Source organism: Pseudoalteromonas sp. SR43-5 (assembly GCF_014163835.1).
In the GTDB taxonomy this organism is placed as follows: Bacteria; Pseudomonadota; Gammaproteobacteria; order Enterobacterales; family Alteromonadaceae; genus Pseudoalteromonas; species Pseudoalteromonas distincta.
This window is the reverse complement of the sequence record NZ_JACJEA010000022.1, coordinates 61,780-77,965: the sequence shown is the minus strand read 5'-3', so window position 1 is coordinate 77,965 and position 16,186 is coordinate 61,780. Positions and strand designations below refer to the sequence as shown.

18 protein-coding genes are annotated in these 16,186 nt (G+C 37.7%); 8 read left to right on the top strand and 10 right to left on the bottom strand.

Features of this window, described 5'->3' with window-relative positions; genetic code table 11:
- Positions 1-5 precede the first annotated feature (5 nt).
- Together ribF and murJ are read right to left on the bottom strand one after the other, a co-directional pair.
- Positions 6-956, bottom strand: coding sequence for a bifunctional riboflavin kinase/FAD synthetase (gene ribF, locus H5090_RS14070; RefSeq protein ID WP_024596625.1), 951 nt, complete (start codon positions 954-956; stop codon positions 6-8).
- Between the two features lie 84 nt (positions 957-1,040).
- The gene (gene murJ, locus H5090_RS14065; protein WP_370660919.1) at positions 1,041-2,579 is read right to left on the bottom strand and encodes a murein biosynthesis integral membrane protein MurJ; all 1,539 of its coding nucleotides are present in this window, start codon (positions 2,577-2,579) and stop codon (positions 1,041-1,043) included.
- 295 nt (positions 2,580-2,874) lie between these two features.
- On the opposite strand from murJ, the gene rpsT reads away from it, so the two are divergent.
- The gene (gene rpsT, locus H5090_RS14060; RefSeq protein WP_002958225.1) at positions 2,875-3,135 is read left to right on the top strand and encodes a 30S ribosomal protein S20; all 261 of its coding nucleotides are present in this window, start codon (positions 2,875-2,877) and stop codon (positions 3,133-3,135) included.
- A gap of 108 nt (positions 3,136-3,243) precedes the next feature.
- On the opposite strand, the gene H5090_RS14055 is transcribed toward rpsT, so the two are convergent.
- Complete coding sequence (locus H5090_RS14055; RefSeq protein ID WP_002958224.1) at positions 3,244-3,627, bottom strand: response regulator; 384 nt, start codon at positions 3,625-3,627, stop codon at positions 3,244-3,246.
- A gap of 113 nt (positions 3,628-3,740) precedes the next feature.
- Between H5090_RS14055 and H5090_RS14050 the strand changes: the two genes are divergently transcribed.
- Both H5090_RS14050 and H5090_RS14045 read left to right on the top strand, forming a co-directional pair.
- Complete coding sequence (locus H5090_RS14050) at positions 3,741-4,184, top strand: hypothetical protein (RefSeq protein WP_024603734.1); 444 nt, start codon at positions 3,741-3,743, stop codon at positions 4,182-4,184.
- Positions 4,185-4,290: 106 nt separating this feature from the next.
- Positions 4,291-4,536, top strand: coding sequence for a hypothetical protein (locus H5090_RS14045; protein WP_002958222.1), 246 nt, complete (start codon positions 4,291-4,293; stop codon positions 4,534-4,536).
- A 194-nt stretch (positions 4,537-4,730) separates the two neighbouring features.
- Here the strand turns inward: H5090_RS14045 and H5090_RS14040 are convergent, their stop codons facing one another.
- Together H5090_RS14040 and H5090_RS14035 are read right to left on the bottom strand one after the other, a co-directional pair.
- Positions 4,731-4,877, bottom strand: a complete 147-nt coding sequence (locus H5090_RS14040) for a hypothetical protein (protein WP_002958221.1) — start codon at positions 4,875-4,877, stop codon at positions 4,731-4,733.
- 96 nt (positions 4,878-4,973) lie between these two features.
- Positions 4,974-5,894 carry a glyoxylate/hydroxypyruvate reductase A gene (locus H5090_RS14035; RefSeq protein WP_182696008.1) on the bottom strand — a complete coding sequence of 307 codons (921 nt, stop codon included), beginning with the start codon at positions 5,892-5,894 and terminating at the stop codon, positions 4,974-4,976.
- 129 nt (positions 5,895-6,023) lie between these two features.
- Here H5090_RS14035 and H5090_RS14030 point away from each other — a divergent pair, with 129 nt between their 5' ends.
- Together H5090_RS14030 and H5090_RS14025 are read left to right on the top strand one after the other, a co-directional pair.
- Positions 6,024-7,730: a lysophospholipid acyltransferase family protein gene (locus H5090_RS14030; protein ID WP_024596629.1), complete on the top strand. Its 1,707-nt coding sequence runs from the start codon at positions 6,024-6,026 to the stop codon at positions 7,728-7,730.
- A 411-nt stretch (positions 7,731-8,141) separates the two neighbouring features.
- A complete protein-coding gene (locus tag H5090_RS14025; protein ID WP_024596630.1) occupies positions 8,142-8,795 on the top strand; it encodes an OmpW family protein in 654 nt (217 codons plus the stop codon).
- An 82-nt stretch (positions 8,796-8,877) separates the two neighbouring features.
- Here the strand turns inward: H5090_RS14025 and H5090_RS14020 are convergent, their stop codons facing one another.
- Positions 8,878-9,417, bottom strand: a complete 540-nt coding sequence (locus tag H5090_RS14020; protein ID WP_024596631.1) for a thioesterase family protein — start codon at positions 9,415-9,417, stop codon at positions 8,878-8,880.
- Positions 9,418-9,523: 106 nt separating this feature from the next.
- On the opposite strand from H5090_RS14020, the gene H5090_RS14015 reads away from it, so the two are divergent.
- Complete coding sequence (locus H5090_RS14015) at positions 9,524-10,018, top strand: hypothetical protein (RefSeq protein WP_182696007.1); 495 nt, start codon at positions 9,524-9,526, stop codon at positions 10,016-10,018.
- Positions 10,019-10,046: 28 nt separating this feature from the next.
- Here the strand turns inward: H5090_RS14015 and tyrR are convergent, their stop codons facing one another.
- From tyrR to bcsE, 4 genes are all read right to left on the bottom strand, one after another.
- Positions 10,047-11,603: a transcriptional regulator TyrR gene (gene tyrR, locus H5090_RS14010; protein WP_002958215.1), complete on the bottom strand. Its 1,557-nt coding sequence runs from the start codon at positions 11,601-11,603 to the stop codon at positions 10,047-10,049.
- A 171-nt stretch (positions 11,604-11,774) separates the two neighbouring features.
- Complete coding sequence (bcsG, locus tag H5090_RS14005; RefSeq protein WP_182696006.1) at positions 11,775-13,355, bottom strand: cellulose biosynthesis protein BcsG; 1,581 nt, start codon at positions 13,353-13,355, stop codon at positions 11,775-11,777.
- Complete coding sequence (locus tag H5090_RS14000; protein ID WP_006791404.1) at positions 13,352-13,528, bottom strand: hypothetical protein; 177 nt, start codon at positions 13,526-13,528, stop codon at positions 13,352-13,354. The genes bcsG and H5090_RS14000 overlap by 4 nt, the downstream gene beginning before the upstream one ends.
- 3 nt (positions 13,529-13,531) lie before the next feature.
- A complete protein-coding gene (bcsE, locus tag H5090_RS13995; protein ID WP_182694360.1) occupies positions 13,532-15,148 on the bottom strand; it encodes a cellulose biosynthesis protein BcsE in 1,617 nt (538 codons plus the stop codon).
- A 114-nt stretch (positions 15,149-15,262) separates the two neighbouring features.
- Between bcsE and bcsR the strand changes: the two genes are divergently transcribed.
- Entirely contained in the window at positions 15,263-15,457 is a 195-nt protein-coding gene (bcsR, locus tag H5090_RS13990) for a BcsR/BcsP family cellulose biosynthesis protein (RefSeq protein ID WP_006791406.1), read from the top strand.
- Between the two features lie 15 nt (positions 15,458-15,472).
- The gene (bcsQ, locus tag H5090_RS13985; protein ID WP_182696005.1) at positions 15,473-16,186 is read left to right on the top strand and encodes a cellulose biosynthesis protein BcsQ; all 714 of its coding nucleotides are present in this window, start codon (positions 15,473-15,475) and stop codon (positions 16,184-16,186) included.

The window sequence follows — 16,186 nt, the reverse complement described above, 5'->3', positions numbered from 1 at the left end:
TTATCCTACATTCCGTCTCTATCGGCTACCTGATTTAAACCAAAACACTGCTTAGCGGCAGCAACATCAGTTGCTATTTGCGCCGTTAATTGTGTTAATGTCTCGAATTTTTTCTCATCGCGAAGTTTTTCTATTAACTCCACATGCATAAATTGTCCGTAAATATCCTGTGCAAAATCAAAAAGGTGAACTTCTAATAATGCACGAGTTCCATTAAATGTCGGCTTATTGCCTACATTTGCAACTCCAAAAATCTGTTTTCCTGCAATCGTTGCTTGCACTGCAAACACTCCGTTGACAGGACACACTTGGCGTTTTAGGGCTATATTTGCCGTTCTAAAACCGAGTTCACGTCCTCTTTTCCAACCATGTATAACACGCCCAGAAATAGCATAATCGTGACCAAGCATTATTTTAGCACTCGCTAAGTCACCGGATGCTAAAGCATCTCGTATTAAAGTGCTGCTTACTCTAGCATTTAATTGACGAAAGCTCGCGGTGCTTTTTACATCCATGCCCGCTTGCTTACCCATGCTAGCAAGTAAGTGAAAGTTACCTTGGCGTTGCTTTCCAAACTTAAAATCATCACCAACAGTAAGTGCTTTAACACCTAACTTTTTAATCAAAATCTCATTAACGAATTGCTCAGCATGCATGTTTGCAAATTGCTGATTAAAGCTAATGCAAATAACTCGCTCAATACCTAAATCACTCAATAAACGTAACTTATCTCGTAAGCGCGTTAACCGTGCAGGGGCATTGTTTTTAGCAAAAAACTCTTGTGGCTGGGGTTCAAACAGCATTACAGTGCTAGGCAAACTATGCGCTTTAGCATCGCTAAGTAAACCTTTTAGTACTTCTGCGTGGCCTAAATGAACGCCGTCAAAATTACCAATAGTTAACACACAACCAAAATGGTGTGGGCGAATATTGTGTATACCTCTAATTAACTCCATGCCACCTAATGCCTTGTTTAGCGAGCTATTAATTACGGCTAAAAAATGATTAAAGCCGCAGAGTTGCCGATTATAATCTTTTTTTTAGTTTGATTCAGTAATTGCTACACTTTTTATCGTATTTAGTCTAACGCCCATCACAAATAGCATTGCAAAGTAGCTAATACCTGCCAAAGCCACTAGCGCTACTAATAATATTACTTGCTGTGTAAAGGCCCATGTAGCCCAATAATAGTAACTGCTCACAAACCATGTGACAGCTCCCATAACAATACTTGCAACAACACATTTAAGTGTAAAACGCATACTCATTGATGAGAACTGGTATACATTTTCTTTTTTAAGCTGTCTGTATAATAAAAATGCATTGCAGCTAGCCGATAACGAAGTAGCAAGTGCCAACCCTAAATAACCAATGAAAGGAGCCAGCATAATGTTAAACACCATATTAAGTACTAAGGTAATAATACCAATACGCACCGGTGTTTTTGTATCTTGACGAGCATAAAAGCCAGGAGCGAGTACTTTTATTAGCATAAAGCTTACAAGTCCGACCGAATATGCGACTACGCCTAAGCTTACAGCTTTGACATGATCAATACTGTCTTCTTTAAATGCACCGTGGTCGAACAACACGGTAATAATAAGTGGGCTGATGATCATCAAACCTATCATTGCTGGCAGGCCTAAAAATATAACAAAACGAACTCCCCAATCGAGAGTATGCTGAAAGTCGCTACTTTTTTTACTGCTATGTAGTTTAGAAAGCGCCGGTAAAATAACTGTCGCAATACCAATACCAAATAATCCCAGCGGAAATTCAATTAAGCGGTCTGAATAGTAAAGCCATGCAATTGAGCCCGTCATCAGTAATGACGCAATCATGGTATCGAGCAACAGATTAATTTGACTAATAGAGACACCAAACAAAGCCGGTAGCATAAGTTTTCGTACTTTTTTTACGTTTTCGTCTTGCCATGCCCAGCGCGGACGCGCCAACATTTTAGCGCGATACAAGAACGGTAATTGAAATAGTAGCTGCACTACACCACCGACAAATACACCTATGGCAAGTGAATAAGCACCTACCGAAAATTTATCATGTAAAAAAATTGCACACGTAATAATAGAAACATTAAGCAAAACTGGTGTAAATGCAGCAACAGCAAAACGGTTATACACATTCATTACCGCACCACTAAGTGCAACTAAACTTACAAAAAATAAATAGGGGAATGTAAGTTTAAGTAGTGAACTTGCAAGTTCAAATTTTTCGGCATTAGGTCCGCCTTGCCACCAATCTATAAACCAACCGGTACCAAATAATGCTGCAATAACAGGAGAAGCAACAACACCTATAATAGTGACAATTAGTAAAATGGTTCCTAATGTGCCTGCTGCTTGTGCAACAAAAAGTCTGACCTTGTCGTCTCCTTGCTGTTCTTTAATTTCACTTAGCACCGGTACGAATGCTTGTGCGAAGGCACCTTCTGCAAATAAACGGCGTAAAAAATTAGGAATACGGTTAGCAAATAAAAAAACATCAGCCGCTGCACTTGCGCCTAATAAATTGGCAACGACAGCATCTCGAACGAGCCCTAAAATACGCGATATCATAGTCATACAACTAACAATCATACCAGAGCGAAATAAACCTTTTGACACCTTAAACCTACTCAAAAATCCTCAAGATAGGCGATTATGCCACAGTCTTTTTTATAAATCGCTTTAAAGCACTAGGCTGGGGGTCTGTGCTTTGTTACAATGTCTATATTAACTGCTAAAGCGGCAAATTGATGCTCGTTATATGGTGCAGTTTTTCTTGGATTGTTAAATTTAAATTGACATCCATGATAGAAACAGGCATATTCCACGGCCTTTAATTTAAGCTTTATTTTAAGATTGTTAGGAGCAAACCTTGGCTAACATCAAGTCTGCAAAAAAACGCGCTATCACAAGCGAAAAAAACCGTCAGCACAACGCAAGCCGTCGTTCAATGATGCGCACTTACTTCAAAAAAGTAATTGTTGCTATTGAAGCGGGCGATAAAGAAGCTGCACAGCAAGCTTTTTCTGTTGCTACACCTATCCTAGACCGTTACGCAACTAAGGGTCTAATTCACAAAAACAAAGCAGCTCGTCATAAGAGCCGTATAGCAGCTAAGATTAAAGCTCTATAATTTGTTTTTGATAGAATATAAAAAACCGGCTTTTGCCGGTTTTTTTTTATCTAAGATTTAATCTCGTACTTTAATAACAGTCGACATAAATATTTAAACAGATTGGTGTCATACATTTTCCAAGTCTGGATAAAACTTCTTAAGCATTGCCGCTATTTTTTTAGGTGTAAACGGCTTCACTACAAATCCTTTAGCGCCTTTATCAATTGCATCCTTAACATTTTCAATACCTGAATGTGCAGATACCATTACTACATTTGTCTCAGGGCTTAATTCATTGATTTGCGCAATCAAATCTTTGCCATCGCCGTCCGGCAGTTCTATGTCTAAAAAAATGATATTATAATTTGCAGCCTGGCACTCACTAATACATTGTGAGGCAGTAGATGCTTCCTTTACGTTATCTATCCCTAAGTGCATGAGCGTTTGGCTCAAAAAACTACGCACTGTGCTAACGTCATCTACAATTAAAATTGATAGCTGCGTATTCATCTTTATTCCTCGTAGGCTATAAGCTAACTTTAAGTTATCATAATAATTAGCTTAGTATATAAATTTGCTCATTTAATTATAGAGACCTACGGAAAAAAGGCCAGATTTGCTTTATGTCTAAAACCCCAAATAAACAGTCGTTGCTAGGTAAAGCACCAACAAGAAAAAAAACAGCGCAAAAAAGAAAGCCGCAACGCCCTACTCAGCGCTCTATACCCGCAGAGGAAAAAACAAACATAAACAATGGCACTAGCCAAAAAACAAAGTCAAAAAAGGGGCTATTTATATCTCTGGCCATTGTTATTGTAATAATTTTAGCTTTTCCAAAACCAACCTTGCTCACCTATAAAAAATTAGGGATGGTAAGTGAGAGTGTTTACTGGCCTGGACTTTTAGGTTACGGAGCTACTTTAATTGATTCCAACTTGCACCCCAACTATGATTCTAGCCGTGAATCCCTTTATTTATGCAGTGATTTACAAAAACCACAGAGCTGTCAAAAGTATCAAGTAATTGCTGACAATGGTTTGTTTTCGGCAATTGGCAGTTACTTTTAGCATTAAAAAAACTAATCTGAAAATTTAAAATTACTTGGTTGAAAGGTGTGCAAAAGATCAACATAATGGCGCTCCTTTTTTCAACAACTGAACTATTGAAACGACCATGCTAAATGAGCTAGATTGGCTTTTAAATACTACACTACTTGCACTAGGTTTAGGTGCATTCTTTATTAACCAGATAACACTGCTGCGCGTTGCCGCCATTAGTGCATGTGGTTTATTATTCTTATCATTTAGCCTAGATCTTATGTCGTCGAGCGTTATTTCAAATATGAGTTTAGTGTTGATCAACACTTTTTACCTGTTTAAAGTTTATACATTTGGGCAATTTAATGTAACCCAAAGTTAACAACTTCTCCTTAGAATATTTAATAGCCCAGCATTGCTGGGCTTTTTTGTTGCGAATTTTTAAAATATTAGAAACACGTTAGATCAGGACAGTATTAAGCGCCACTAAAGCACCACTGCAATAATGGTGCTGTGCATGTACTGTTGAGTGAAACGAGAAGAAAGACGAAAACTGAAAATACCTAATAAGCTAGGTTAATCTGCTATTGTTAATTCACTTTGGGTTTGTGTTTTAGATGGACTATCTTCAGCGTTAGCCTGATTAAACCAAGCTGAAACACCTAGCACGATAATTGAAATAACAACGAGGCTTAATTTAGCTCCACTTTGACTGGATTTCATAACACCCTCTTTATATTTTTATTAGTGAGAATATCTTTTACACTAATGAAAATTACAAATGTTAACAAGCTGTTTTTTAAACTAATTAGCTATCAGCTAATAACCTTTAGTTCTATCCACTGAATTATTGAGTGCTAAGCCCATATTCAAACGTTCAATATTATCGGCTATTTGGTCTATAACGCTATTTAAATCAGATAGCGCTGCACAATGTGGTGTAAGTGTTATTTTGGGGTTTCCCCAGTAAGGGTGATTCTGCGTTAAAGGTTCTTGGTCAAAAACATCCAAGGTAGCAGCGCGTAAGCTATCGTTATTTAATGCATTTAATAAATCTTGCTCAACCACATGAGCACCACGTGCTACATTAATAACAACAGCATGTGAAGGTAGCTTAGCGAGCATTGAGTGATTAATAATACCCTTCGTTGCCTGCGTAAGAGGTAATAAGCACACGAGATAATCAATCTTACAAAGCATATCGCTAAGTCCTTCATCGCCATAATAAACCTCGACATTAGTCGTGTTTTTATTACTTTGCGCCCAGGCACTTACTTTAAAACCATTAGTTACAAGTTTTTGCGCACATGCTTTACCTAATTCGCCAAATCCAAGTATACCAACATGTTTATTACTAAAAGCTCGTTTTGGCTTCCATGTTTGCTGTGTTTGTTTAGTGTAATACTCTTTTAAGCGTAATTTTTGAGCTAAGACATGTGTAAGTACATATTCCGCCATATCTTCAGCAAGTTGCATGTCAACAATACGTACTACTTCGACATGTTCAGGTAATAATGTTAAATCGATACTATCTACGCCTGCACCAAATGACGACACAGCTTTTAAGTTAGGCAGCTGCGGCCACAGAGACTCAGGAGCATTCCACGCAAGTACAAAATCCACATTATTTGCGTTTTTGCAATCAGGCCATTGCTCTATCAATGTATTTGGTAATCGCTCTTGTAACTTCGTTATTAGCTTTTCGTTGTTGCGCCCCGTTATAGCCACCAATACCGACATAAATTCTCCTAGCAATTCACAGTTTATAATTTAGTACTTTAAAAAGTCACACTACTGCAAAGTAACTGTCACACCCTTTTTTTAATCTTACATGTATAGCGAATAGACCAAACGGGATATGAGGTTAATATGATAAGTGTTGATAAAGTAATTGCAGCAAACTTACCACAACTAGAGAACTCTCCAAAAGTAAAAGGTTTAGTAAAAAAGGGCTTAGGTTACTTATTGCATGAACAAGAGTTTATCACCTTTGGTAATACGTACCCTCACCTACAAGGATTAGAATTTGTTGAGCAAGTACTTGATGAACTCAATTTTGATACGCGCTATAAACCTAAGCAGATAGAACATATTCCTAACGAGGGTAAACTTGTTATTGTTGCTAACCACCCTATTGGTTCACTAGATGCTTTAGCACTTATCAAAGTACTCTCTACAGTAAGGCAGGATTTAAAAGTAGTCGCAAACCGCATGTTAATGTCGGTCAGCGCAATGCATTCTCTTTTACTCCCTGTTGATAACTTATCTGGTATGAGTAAAAAGCAAGAGCTTAGTAATATACAAAACCATTTAAAAGGTGGAGGTGCCTTACTTATATTTCCTGCAGGGGAAGTGTCGCGCCTAGGACCAACCGGTATTAAGGATTGCAAATGGAATAGCGGTTTTTTACGTATGGCAAAAAAAGCCAACTGCCCCATTTTACCTATTTTTATTAAAGCCAAAAATAGTCCGCTTTTTTATGGTACATCAATGATTTATAAACCTTTGGCAAGTTTACTATTAGTGGCCGAAATGTTTAAGCAGCGCCAAAAATCTTTAGAGTTTGAAATTGGTGCTTCTATCCCTCCTGAGTCCTACTTGATAGAAAACCTTAAAGATAAAGAAATTGTAAACCTCATACGTAAGCAGCTTTATAGGCTTACAACTAAAAAAACACTGCCGCTAAAAACACAAACACCTATTGCTGTGCCCGAGTGTAGAAAAGAACTAAAAAGAGCAATTGAGCAATGTCAGCTTCTGGGTAAAACACACGATGGCATGCACATTCATCTATATCAATATGTAGGTAGTTCCCCTATTTTTAGAGAGCTAGGACGCCTCAGAGAAATTGCATTTAGAGCAGTAGGTGAAGGAAGCGGTAAGCGTCGTGATATAGATAAATACGATATGGATTACCAACACCTTGTACTGTGGGACCCTATGCAACTAGAGCTAGTAGGTGCTTATCGATTAGCCTGCGCACAACAGATAATACAAAAACATGGACGTGAAGGTTTATATACCGATAGTTTATTTTCTTACACCGACGCTATGACGCCCTATCTGCACCAAGGTATTGAGCTTGGTAGAAGTTTTGTACAACCTAAGTATTGGGGACGTAAGAGTCTCGACTATTTATGGTACGGTATTGGTGCTTTTATAAAAAACTACCCACAGTATAGATATTTATTTGGGGCTGTAAGCGTGTCCAACGCTCTACCTGAGCAAGCCAAAGCCATGCTCGTTTATTACTATCAACATTATTATAAAAGCAGTATAGAACTAGCTACGCCTAATAATGAGCTTAAATTAACTGAGCAACAGCTAACTCAATGCAATATTCTTTTTAATGGAAACGATGTTAAAGAAGATTTTGTAGAGTTAAAACATGTGTTAGCTAATATGGGCGCTCAAGTCCCTACTTTATTTAAACAATATACTGAGCTTTGCAACCCTGGCGGTGTACAATTTTTAAGCTTTAGCATTGATCCCGATTTTAATAATTGTATTGATGGATTGGTATTAGTCGATCTTAAAAGTGTGAAAGAAAACAAAGCTAAACGTTATTTAGAATAACTATTGATAAGTAAAGTCAGTGCACCGAGTATTTTATGTATTATAAAATACTCGGTTTATATTTCATTATACAAACCGACTCAATCGCATTTAAGTCTTCCAATACTTTTTTAAGTGTCGGCTGTTTTAATTATTTTTGAACCCTGCTAAAAACATATTTTCTTGTTTATTAAGGCCCTTGGTTAAACACGAGATTATGGCAAGGCAGTGCCTGCCTTAATATATTCATGTGACTGTTAATTAAATAAATATGTCAATCTTTACAAAAGCATAACGACACTAAAATTAATCTAAATCAATAAAATATTTTATAAGCTTCAAATGCTTTTTAAACTTTGATCTAGAACAGGTTTTCATATTTATTGCTCGGTAATAATAGCGCCAATCAAACAGTAGTTCTTGGAGAACAACATGAAAACTCAAATTAGCATCGCATTATTAACCTCTTTATTAGCACTCTCTCCAGCTGCACACGCTAACTTTAGCGTAAATGTTGGCGCTATTAACGTAAACCCTGATAACAGTAGCTCAGCGATTAATGAAGCACCTACGCTAGGCCTTAAAGGTGATTCAGATACTCAACTAGGTATCACCGTAGATTATGCATTTAACGATCAATGGGTGTTAGAGCTGATAGCAGCAACACCGTTTTCACACGATGTAAATGGCGCAGACGGCTTAGCAGGCAACAAAATTGCAGATATAAAACAACTTCCACCGTCATTGGTTGCACAATACCACTTTTTAGATACAAGCTATGCGCTAAGACCTTTTATAGGCGTAGGCATAAACTACACTACATTTTTTGATGAGCAACCCTCTCAAGCACTTAAAGCAACACTAGGAACAGACGATGTAGAAGTAAAGCTAGATGATTCGTTTGGCTTTATGGCTCAGGTAGGTGCTAACTATAAAATTGATAAAAACTGGGGTTTACACGCTATGGTATCAATTATGGATATTGATACCGATGCCACTGTTTATGCTAATGGTGCAAAATCGCTTACATCAACTGTTGAGCTTGACCCTGTTGTGGCTATGTTTGGTGTTAGGTACAGCTTTTAAAGCATATATGAAGTAGTACATAGTTACCCAATTACAATGTATGTTAAAAGGCCGAAAGGCCTTTTTTCTCATTTGTAGGGTATTAGCGATTTGGCAGGTTACTTAACTTTTTCTGCTCTAACATTTCTTTCCAGTGCATTACTTCACTTGGCAATATAGGTGTTTGCCCATCAAAACCAGCAACTTCAAGCATTTCTTCAATACTTATAATACCCTTTTTACTTTTAAATACACCGCGTACATAAGCAATAGCATGTAAGCCTCGCTCTGAGTGAAACTTTTGCTCAATATAAAAGTATTTATGATCCCAGCCAACTAACTTAGTACTTATTGTATATCGCTGCATAGGTTTAATATCGCGGATATAAGTAATAGCAGTTGCGTTAACAATCGGAAACCAACGACGCTTCATTATTTGCTTTAGTAAGCCAACACGCTCCGTCATCCACGTGCGAGATAAATCCATCATCGCAAGATAGCGTGAGTTCGTTAAATGTAGATTAATATCACAATCAGTCGGCAAAGCTTTGTAATCAATATCTACTGTATCAAGTAGATTTTGATATTGCTTATTGCGTTTAATTTTGAAAAATAATAATAAAAGTCGAATATATAAGTTCACAATAAAGGTCTTACCAGTTAAATTTATTCGAGTGTAGCATAGCCCCTTGCGAAGACGAATATTCTACTTTAATCTTAAATCATTATTACAATAAAAAAGATAGCTAATGAAATCAAAACTAAAAATTATCGCTGCACTGGCCCTATTAGTCCCTAGCTACAATGCTTTTGCCGATTTCTCGTTACCAGGTAAAGGCTCAGTAACTTACCCTACCGGTGTAGTTAAAGAATTTAAATTTGGTTTTGAATGGCAGCAAAAAGCTGAGAAATTCACTATTGGATCTAAAAGTTACAATATGGAGCAAATTCCTAGCTCTTACTCTGTCGCCATCACGCTTTCAAAAGATGACAGCCAAGTATGGGTTCAAGAATTTAATAACGGGTTTATTGAGGAGTTTGAATGGCAAATTGGCGAACATACAGTCACTCTAAAAAAGCAGCAGTTTAGCGATCCGGTAAAAGGTGACTATGTTATTGAGCTAAATGGCCGTAGCTATTTTTTCACTCGTAATAACGCCAGTATCGTAATGAACTTTAACGGAGAAGGTATTGAGACGATTGCAATTGATGGGGTAACAAAAAATATGGGCACTAAAAATTAGTCCCCATATTTTAATTTCTTTAAGTCAATTACACTTTTACTGTTTTTCGATTAATCCCGTAATCACGTAACTTATTAGCTACAGCGGTGTGACTTAGGCCCAATCGCTTAGCTAACTGACGCGAGCTTGGGTAAGCGGGGTAAAGTTTACGAAGTAAAGTCGCTTCAAAGCGCTTAACAGCTTGATCTAGTGAGCCCTCAAAATCAGACTCTAAATACCCTAAATCATGGGTAAAAGTTGGTAACTGTAAATGCTCTACGCGAAGCTCGCTATCATCTAGTAACGACACTGCACGGTAAATGGCATTTTCCAGCTGACGAACATTTCCAGGCCACGGATACTCTTGTAAGAAGCTTAAACACTCTTGTGATAAAACAGGAATTGCATGACCATTTTGCTGTGCATATTTTTGAATAAAATGCTCTGCAAGTGGCCCTACATCTGCTTTTCTATCTCTTAGTGGTGCTATTTCTAAAGTAAGCACGTTTATACGGTAATATAAGTCTTCTCTAAAAACCCCTTCTTGTACCATTGCAGGTAAGTCTTTTTGAGTAGCAGCTACAATACGAACATTTACTTTAACTTCGTTCTCATCGCCTACTTTTCTAAACGTACCATCTTGTAAAAAACGCAGTAACTTAGTTTGTAGTTGAGTCGACATTTCGCCAACTTCATCTAAAAATACAGTTCCACCATCAGCTTGCTCTAATACACCACGCTTTGGCGCTGCGTTTTCTTCGTACCCGGCATAACCAAATAATTCAGACTCAGCAACATCATCAGGAAGTGAAGCACACGATAGCGCAATAAAAGGCTTAACAGACCGATTAGATGCGTAATGACACGCGCGAGCTAATAACTCTTTACCAGTGCCAGTTTCGCCAGTAATCAAAATAGGGGCTTCTAGTTGCGCCATTTTGCGTGCTTCGCGCACAACTCGGCGCATTGCCGTACTAAAGTTATGAATAGTAGCAAAGCTTTCTTGCCCGTAGCGTCTAAATGCACTGACCTGCTGCCCTAAGCGGCTTTGCGATTTAATGTTAATAACCGCACCCGCAAGCACATCACCTTCACTACCTTGAGGGACTGCAATTGGTAAAATGTCTGCAATAAAATCTTCACCCGCCACTTCAACGCGCGTGGTTTGCCCAAGCACTTCTTTACCTTCTAGCCAACGCGTAAAGTTAAACCCTTTAAGTAAGTTATTAATATTTGCACCAATAACTTCTTTTTCAATTAACTGTAAGTCCTTACATGCTGCATCGTTGCATAAGCGTACCCAACCTTTAGCATCAATAGAGATAACGCCATCAGGCAATGCACGTAGCAAAGTATTTAATTCGTTGTGTTCACGCTCAGATGGTAAAAACGCAGTGGTACGCACGTCATGTACGCCGTCGATTAAACGTATCGATGGCATAATTTTTTGAAATTGTTCAAATTCTATTTCGGGAAAGCTGACGTACATACGACAATTTACAGAATCGACTTCGATTCCTTTTAAATCAACGCTGTAGTTAACTAGTATGTTAAGGATTTCTTGAGCAATACCAATTCGATCAGCACAGTGAATATCTAGACGCATACATCCTCAAAGAAGGAAAAACTAAATTAGCCGAATAATACGCTAAGTCGCTTTGAGAAGGTAGCTTATTGTAAACATTTTTGGACAAGTCTGCGTTTTAATTAACGCATAAGAATAACAACATAAACACGCTACACAGCAGAGCTAGCCTGCTGCGTAGCTAAATTACTTTTAACCTTGAGGGTAAGCAGACCATTCTTCGCCATCAAGTTGTATGTAAGGTCGTTTATTAACATACATCATGATTGTGCCGGCATTTTCAGCAACTTTTGGTGCTTTTGGCAAGTTTTCAACTAAATTGGCAATGCTGTTATTACCCCCAAAAACATTTGTCTCAAGTGTTTTTGCAACAATTTCAGATAAGGCAAAGTAACTAGTCGATTCGTTAATCATAATTTGCGAATAACTTTTAACGTCTGGGCCAATAAATTTTATAGCAGCTGGTACAGATACAATAGTAGGGCTTGGTATTTCACGAAGGCCAGCAAACTGTACCTTGTCACCTTTTAATGCTGCACCATGTTCGGGTACTACCATTAACATGACATTACGGCCGCGCTTTTCAAGGTTTTGAATAAAACGATTAATATCAGATAATAAATTAGCGTGCCTGATTGGGTAACTTTCAAGGCTGTTCATGCGTTTTTTATTGGCCAGCTGGTTACCATCGTGAAGGCTTGTTGTGTTGTAATACATTGCACACGGCTCACAATCTTGCGCTTCATTTTTAAGCCAACTATCTAGCACTGCACCGTCAGAATAAATAGGACTGTCGTCAAAACCGTATTGCGCTACTGGAAGCGAATCAATATTAAGTGGTTTATCGTTTAGGCCACCAAAGCGATTAACCAAACCTTTAAAGTCATCGAAGTGGCCATCGTGGTTCATCACAACGCTGCTTTGATACCCTAATTTTTCTAAGTTTTTAAATAGATAACATTGCTCTGGTGCATCACTAAATAAAGCCGTTTGGCTTGTTTGCCCACAACTTGCGCGTAAAAGCCTTATAGCTGCAGGCCCACTGTATGATGTTGCTGAGTTAAAATCTGAAAACACCACATCAAAATCATTAAACATGTCTTCAACACTAACGCCAATAGCGTTCAAATCATCAATCGCCATTGAACAAATATTTAAAACGATGACATCGAACAGTTCGCCATTAACTTGCGAAGGAAAATGGCTAATTAAATGGCTTTGTTGTTGATAAAAGTCTGACAATTTTTGATCAGGCGTTTGGCTTTCGCGAGTAATGACTTGTGCTTGATTAGTAGGCTCATTTCTAATTGTTGTATTTGTAGATTTGGCATTTACTACTGTGCCTGGTTGTTCACCCTCTCCTTGCCATCCAATCAAAAGCAGCCCAACAATTGTAATTGTTGTAAAACGTAACCACTGAGATGTATACCAAAAACACACGGTAATAACGAATAATGCCAATAGCATATCTACACTGAGTACACGTGCTAAAAGTTCAAAAAAATAACCAAAGCTGAAATCTTGAACATTACCAGCTTGCTTTGTCAGCCTATTTATTGGCGGCAACCAAGAGTCTTGGTAAAGTATGATAATGGCAAAAATACCACCAAGTACATGTTTTAACTTTTCAAAAGTCGATTTATTAAATTTGATTGCTAAAAGTGCTGCAAGGGCAGCATTGGTTAATACATTAAAATCAATTGCGCCGTAATAAAACAAGGCAAATTTAGCTAAGAAATAAAGATTCCACGCTCCTAAACCTGATAATTTCACTGCTCATCCTTCTTTTTTTTATTCGGTGTATAAGGTTCAAGTACTTCGTGTTTAAAAGTAAGCTTGTAATAATATGTTTTTACTCTGGCCAATATTTGAGTTGCCGACATACAAAGCACAATACCGACTATAATTGCCAAAATAACGGTAATAAAAAGCTGATTAATACTCATTGGTTAAGCCTTTAATCTCATTACAAATGACACAGCATCGGGGCGCGCATCATTTGTAAACTCAGGTGTGTCTAACGACTCAGTAATCCCTTTTGACACACCGGGTTCAAACTTATAGCTATCATTCTCTGTTAACTGTTTAGAATAATCAGTAACATGTTTACCGCTATAAAGCCGCCTTAATTGCTTACATTCTTGCTGTATATGAAAATGATCTGAAATAACATTTTGCTGCACAAAAAAGTCACTCGTTTGTAGCTTGAATAAATGCTTAATTGCATTATTTACGTCGTTCTCTCTACACGCATGCAAGTACAAATACACGGTGTTATTTGCAAGGCTAAATACATCCCCTTCACGCTTAATATGAAACAAGTGTAAAGGGTGAATGGGCTCTATGCGGGGTAGTAACTCAAGCTTAACCAACACGCCGCTAACACCCAGATTAACAGCCGAGTCACTATGAACCTCTACTTGGCGCGTAAATTCATCAAAAGGTAAATAGCCTTTAGAAAACGTATTTTCAGTATATTTCAGAACGTGCTCGACAGATGGCGGTAACGGTCTAGAAAATTGAAACCCTTGAATAGATTGAATTTGAGATAATAATCGCGAAGGTTCAGAAAAGCTATACAAAATAAGGTTAACGCCTAAAGTTAAAAATAAACATTCATCTTGATGGCGAATAACGCCATCAACATTTTGTACTACCAATTTCAACCAACGACCGCAGCTTTTTCTGAGTTCAAAGCACTGTTTACCAAGCAGTACTAAATCTGTGTAACGCGTAACAGCAAACACCAATGTTGCCGCTTTTAATTTGGGGCCTTTGTCAAACAGCTCATTATTGTCTTTTGCGGTATAATAATGCGTAGGCAATTTTGTACCGATTGGTACCGCGCTTTGCACTAACCAAACATCGTCCTCATCTGGAAAATGCGAGCCATTGAATACTTTTAGATCGTTTACAGTTCCCTCTTGTACCAAAAACTGATTATCTTCAAGCGAAAGTTGAAACTGCATATCAGCAAATACACCCGTAGTGTGATGCCAATAATCGTACTCTAAAACGCGGGTAGCGGAATCATTATCTACAAAAATTAATCCATCAAAAGATTTATTAAGCTGCCTTATTAAAAATCGATAGTGTGTTACTTCTGGACCAGATAACAAAAATAATAAGGTAACCCCTGTTTTTTTTGCAAACTCACTGTAATCGTTCATTATTGCTTTTGTGCTAGCTTCGGTTGCTGCACTAAGTAGCTCTGTATTGAAGTGAATAAACACTAGCGCATTTTTTAATTTTTTATACGCGCCTATCTCTTTAATTATACCTTTGTTTATTCGCTCTATTGAGTAATGCTGTGTCTCAGATGAGAGAGAAAATGGATGAACTTTACTACGTTTGTACGCAGTATTAATTGCTGCAGAAAATGACGACTCAAAAAAAGATTCAACGTCTTGAGAAACAATGTAAATATCGTTTGCGCAATTTTGGTTAATTGCATGTAAAGCAAATTCAACCACAAAATTATCTAAAGGCGCTAAAACAGCATAACTTGAAGCCGATTTTAACTCTTTTGCAGCCGGCTCTAAACCCGTTATGTTAAAGTTATGCACTTAAAAAGCCCTCAAAAAAATACTTTTTTACTAGTTTTACCCGCTATTCTATATATAATAGCCAAATATTGTCCACTTTTAATAAAAATAAATATTACGCTTACAAAGGTTGTGATGAACAATTTAGCTACAAAAAGCTCACAAATACTCACATCAAGTGACATAGAAAACCTAGCTCGCCGTTTTGGTGGGAAAAGTGACGACTACATAGAAATTATGAATACACAAAAAAATCAAAAAACAATTAACAAGTATGCGCTATTGAAAGAAATTGATGACGCATTAAAAACATCTAAAGAAAAAAAATAAAAAAGGTAAACTCCATTGCAAAGGATTTTTATTAAAGGTATCAAAGGCGGCATAGGTAGCACATCAGTTGTTGCAAACTTAGCGTGCGTTTTGAAAAAATCTGATGTTGATGTGGTTGCCATAGACCTAGATGCTAAAAGTGACCTTGGTTTGCACTTTGGCCTTAAGTGGACAGCCACAAAAGGTTGGAGCAACGAGAGTACTTTTGACGATGCATTATTACATTTTCGTAAAGACAGCGATGGCGTTCTTTTTTTACCCCATGGCGATAACGAAGCAACGCTAGATGAAATTATAGCCACGATTAACAATTGCAAAAAGCTGGACTATAAAGAATCTGCTTGGATAATATTCGACTGCCCTTCACACATTAATATTTCTCACTACCCGTTGGAAGAAAACGATATTGTTATTGAGCTAGTCACTTGCGATGCAATTTGTCATAGCCTCATATATAAGCGCCTTCAAACTCTTAAGTCAGTAGAGTCAAGCTGGAAACACTTTTTTGTCGTTAATCGTTACAACGCAGCCTCAGTGTTAGAATTTGATCTATTTTCTCTTTGGCAATCTACATTGCCATTTATGGCGCCGTTTTTTATCAACAGTGATGAAGTTATTAAAGAGGCCACAGCTAATCGTAATGTAGCCCTTAATTGCGCACCATACAGTGTAGCGAACGATGACTTTGAAACATTGGCCGGTTGGCTTGTAAGCAAGGCGGCGAACTGA

Bases quoted from the DNA above. Each gene is read 5' to 3' on its own strand.
- ribF (WP_024596625.1), bottom strand. From the start codon at position 956: ATGGAGTTAATTAGAGGTATACACAATATTCGCCCACACCATTTTGGT.
- murJ (WP_370660919.1), bottom strand. From the start codon at position 2,579: ATGACTATGATATCGCGTATTTTAGGGCTCGTTCGAGATGCTGTCGTT.
- H5090_RS14055 (WP_002958224.1), bottom strand. From the start codon at position 3,627: ATGAATACGCAGCTATCAATTTTAATTGTAGATGACGTTAGCACAGTG.
- H5090_RS14050 (WP_024603734.1), top strand. From the start codon at position 3,741: ATGTCTAAAACCCCAAATAAACAGTCGTTGCTAGGTAAAGCACCAACA.
- H5090_RS14045 (WP_002958222.1), top strand. From the start codon at position 4,291: ATGCTAAATGAGCTAGATTGGCTTTTAAATACTACACTACTTGCACTA.
- H5090_RS14040 (WP_002958221.1), bottom strand. From the start codon at position 4,877: ATGAAATCCAGTCAAAGTGGAGCTAAATTAAGCCTCGTTGTTATTTCA.
- H5090_RS14035 (WP_182696008.1), bottom strand. From the start codon at position 5,894: ATGTCGGTATTGGTGGCTATAACGGGGCGCAACAACGAAAAGCTAATA.
- H5090_RS14030 (WP_024596629.1), top strand. From the start codon at position 6,024: ATGATAAGTGTTGATAAAGTAATTGCAGCAAACTTACCACAACTAGAG.
- H5090_RS14025 (WP_024596630.1), top strand. From the start codon at position 8,142: ATGAAAACTCAAATTAGCATCGCATTATTAACCTCTTTATTAGCACTC.
- H5090_RS14015 (WP_182696007.1), top strand. From the start codon at position 9,524: ATGAAATCAAAACTAAAAATTATCGCTGCACTGGCCCTATTAGTCCCT.
- tyrR (WP_002958215.1), bottom strand. From the start codon at position 11,603: ATGCGTCTAGATATTCACTGTGCTGATCGAATTGGTATTGCTCAAGAA.
- H5090_RS14000 (WP_006791404.1), bottom strand. From the start codon at position 13,528: ATGAGTATTAATCAGCTTTTTATTACCGTTATTTTGGCAATTATAGTC.
- bcsR (WP_006791406.1), top strand. From the start codon at position 15,263: ATGAACAATTTAGCTACAAAAAGCTCACAAATACTCACATCAAGTGAC.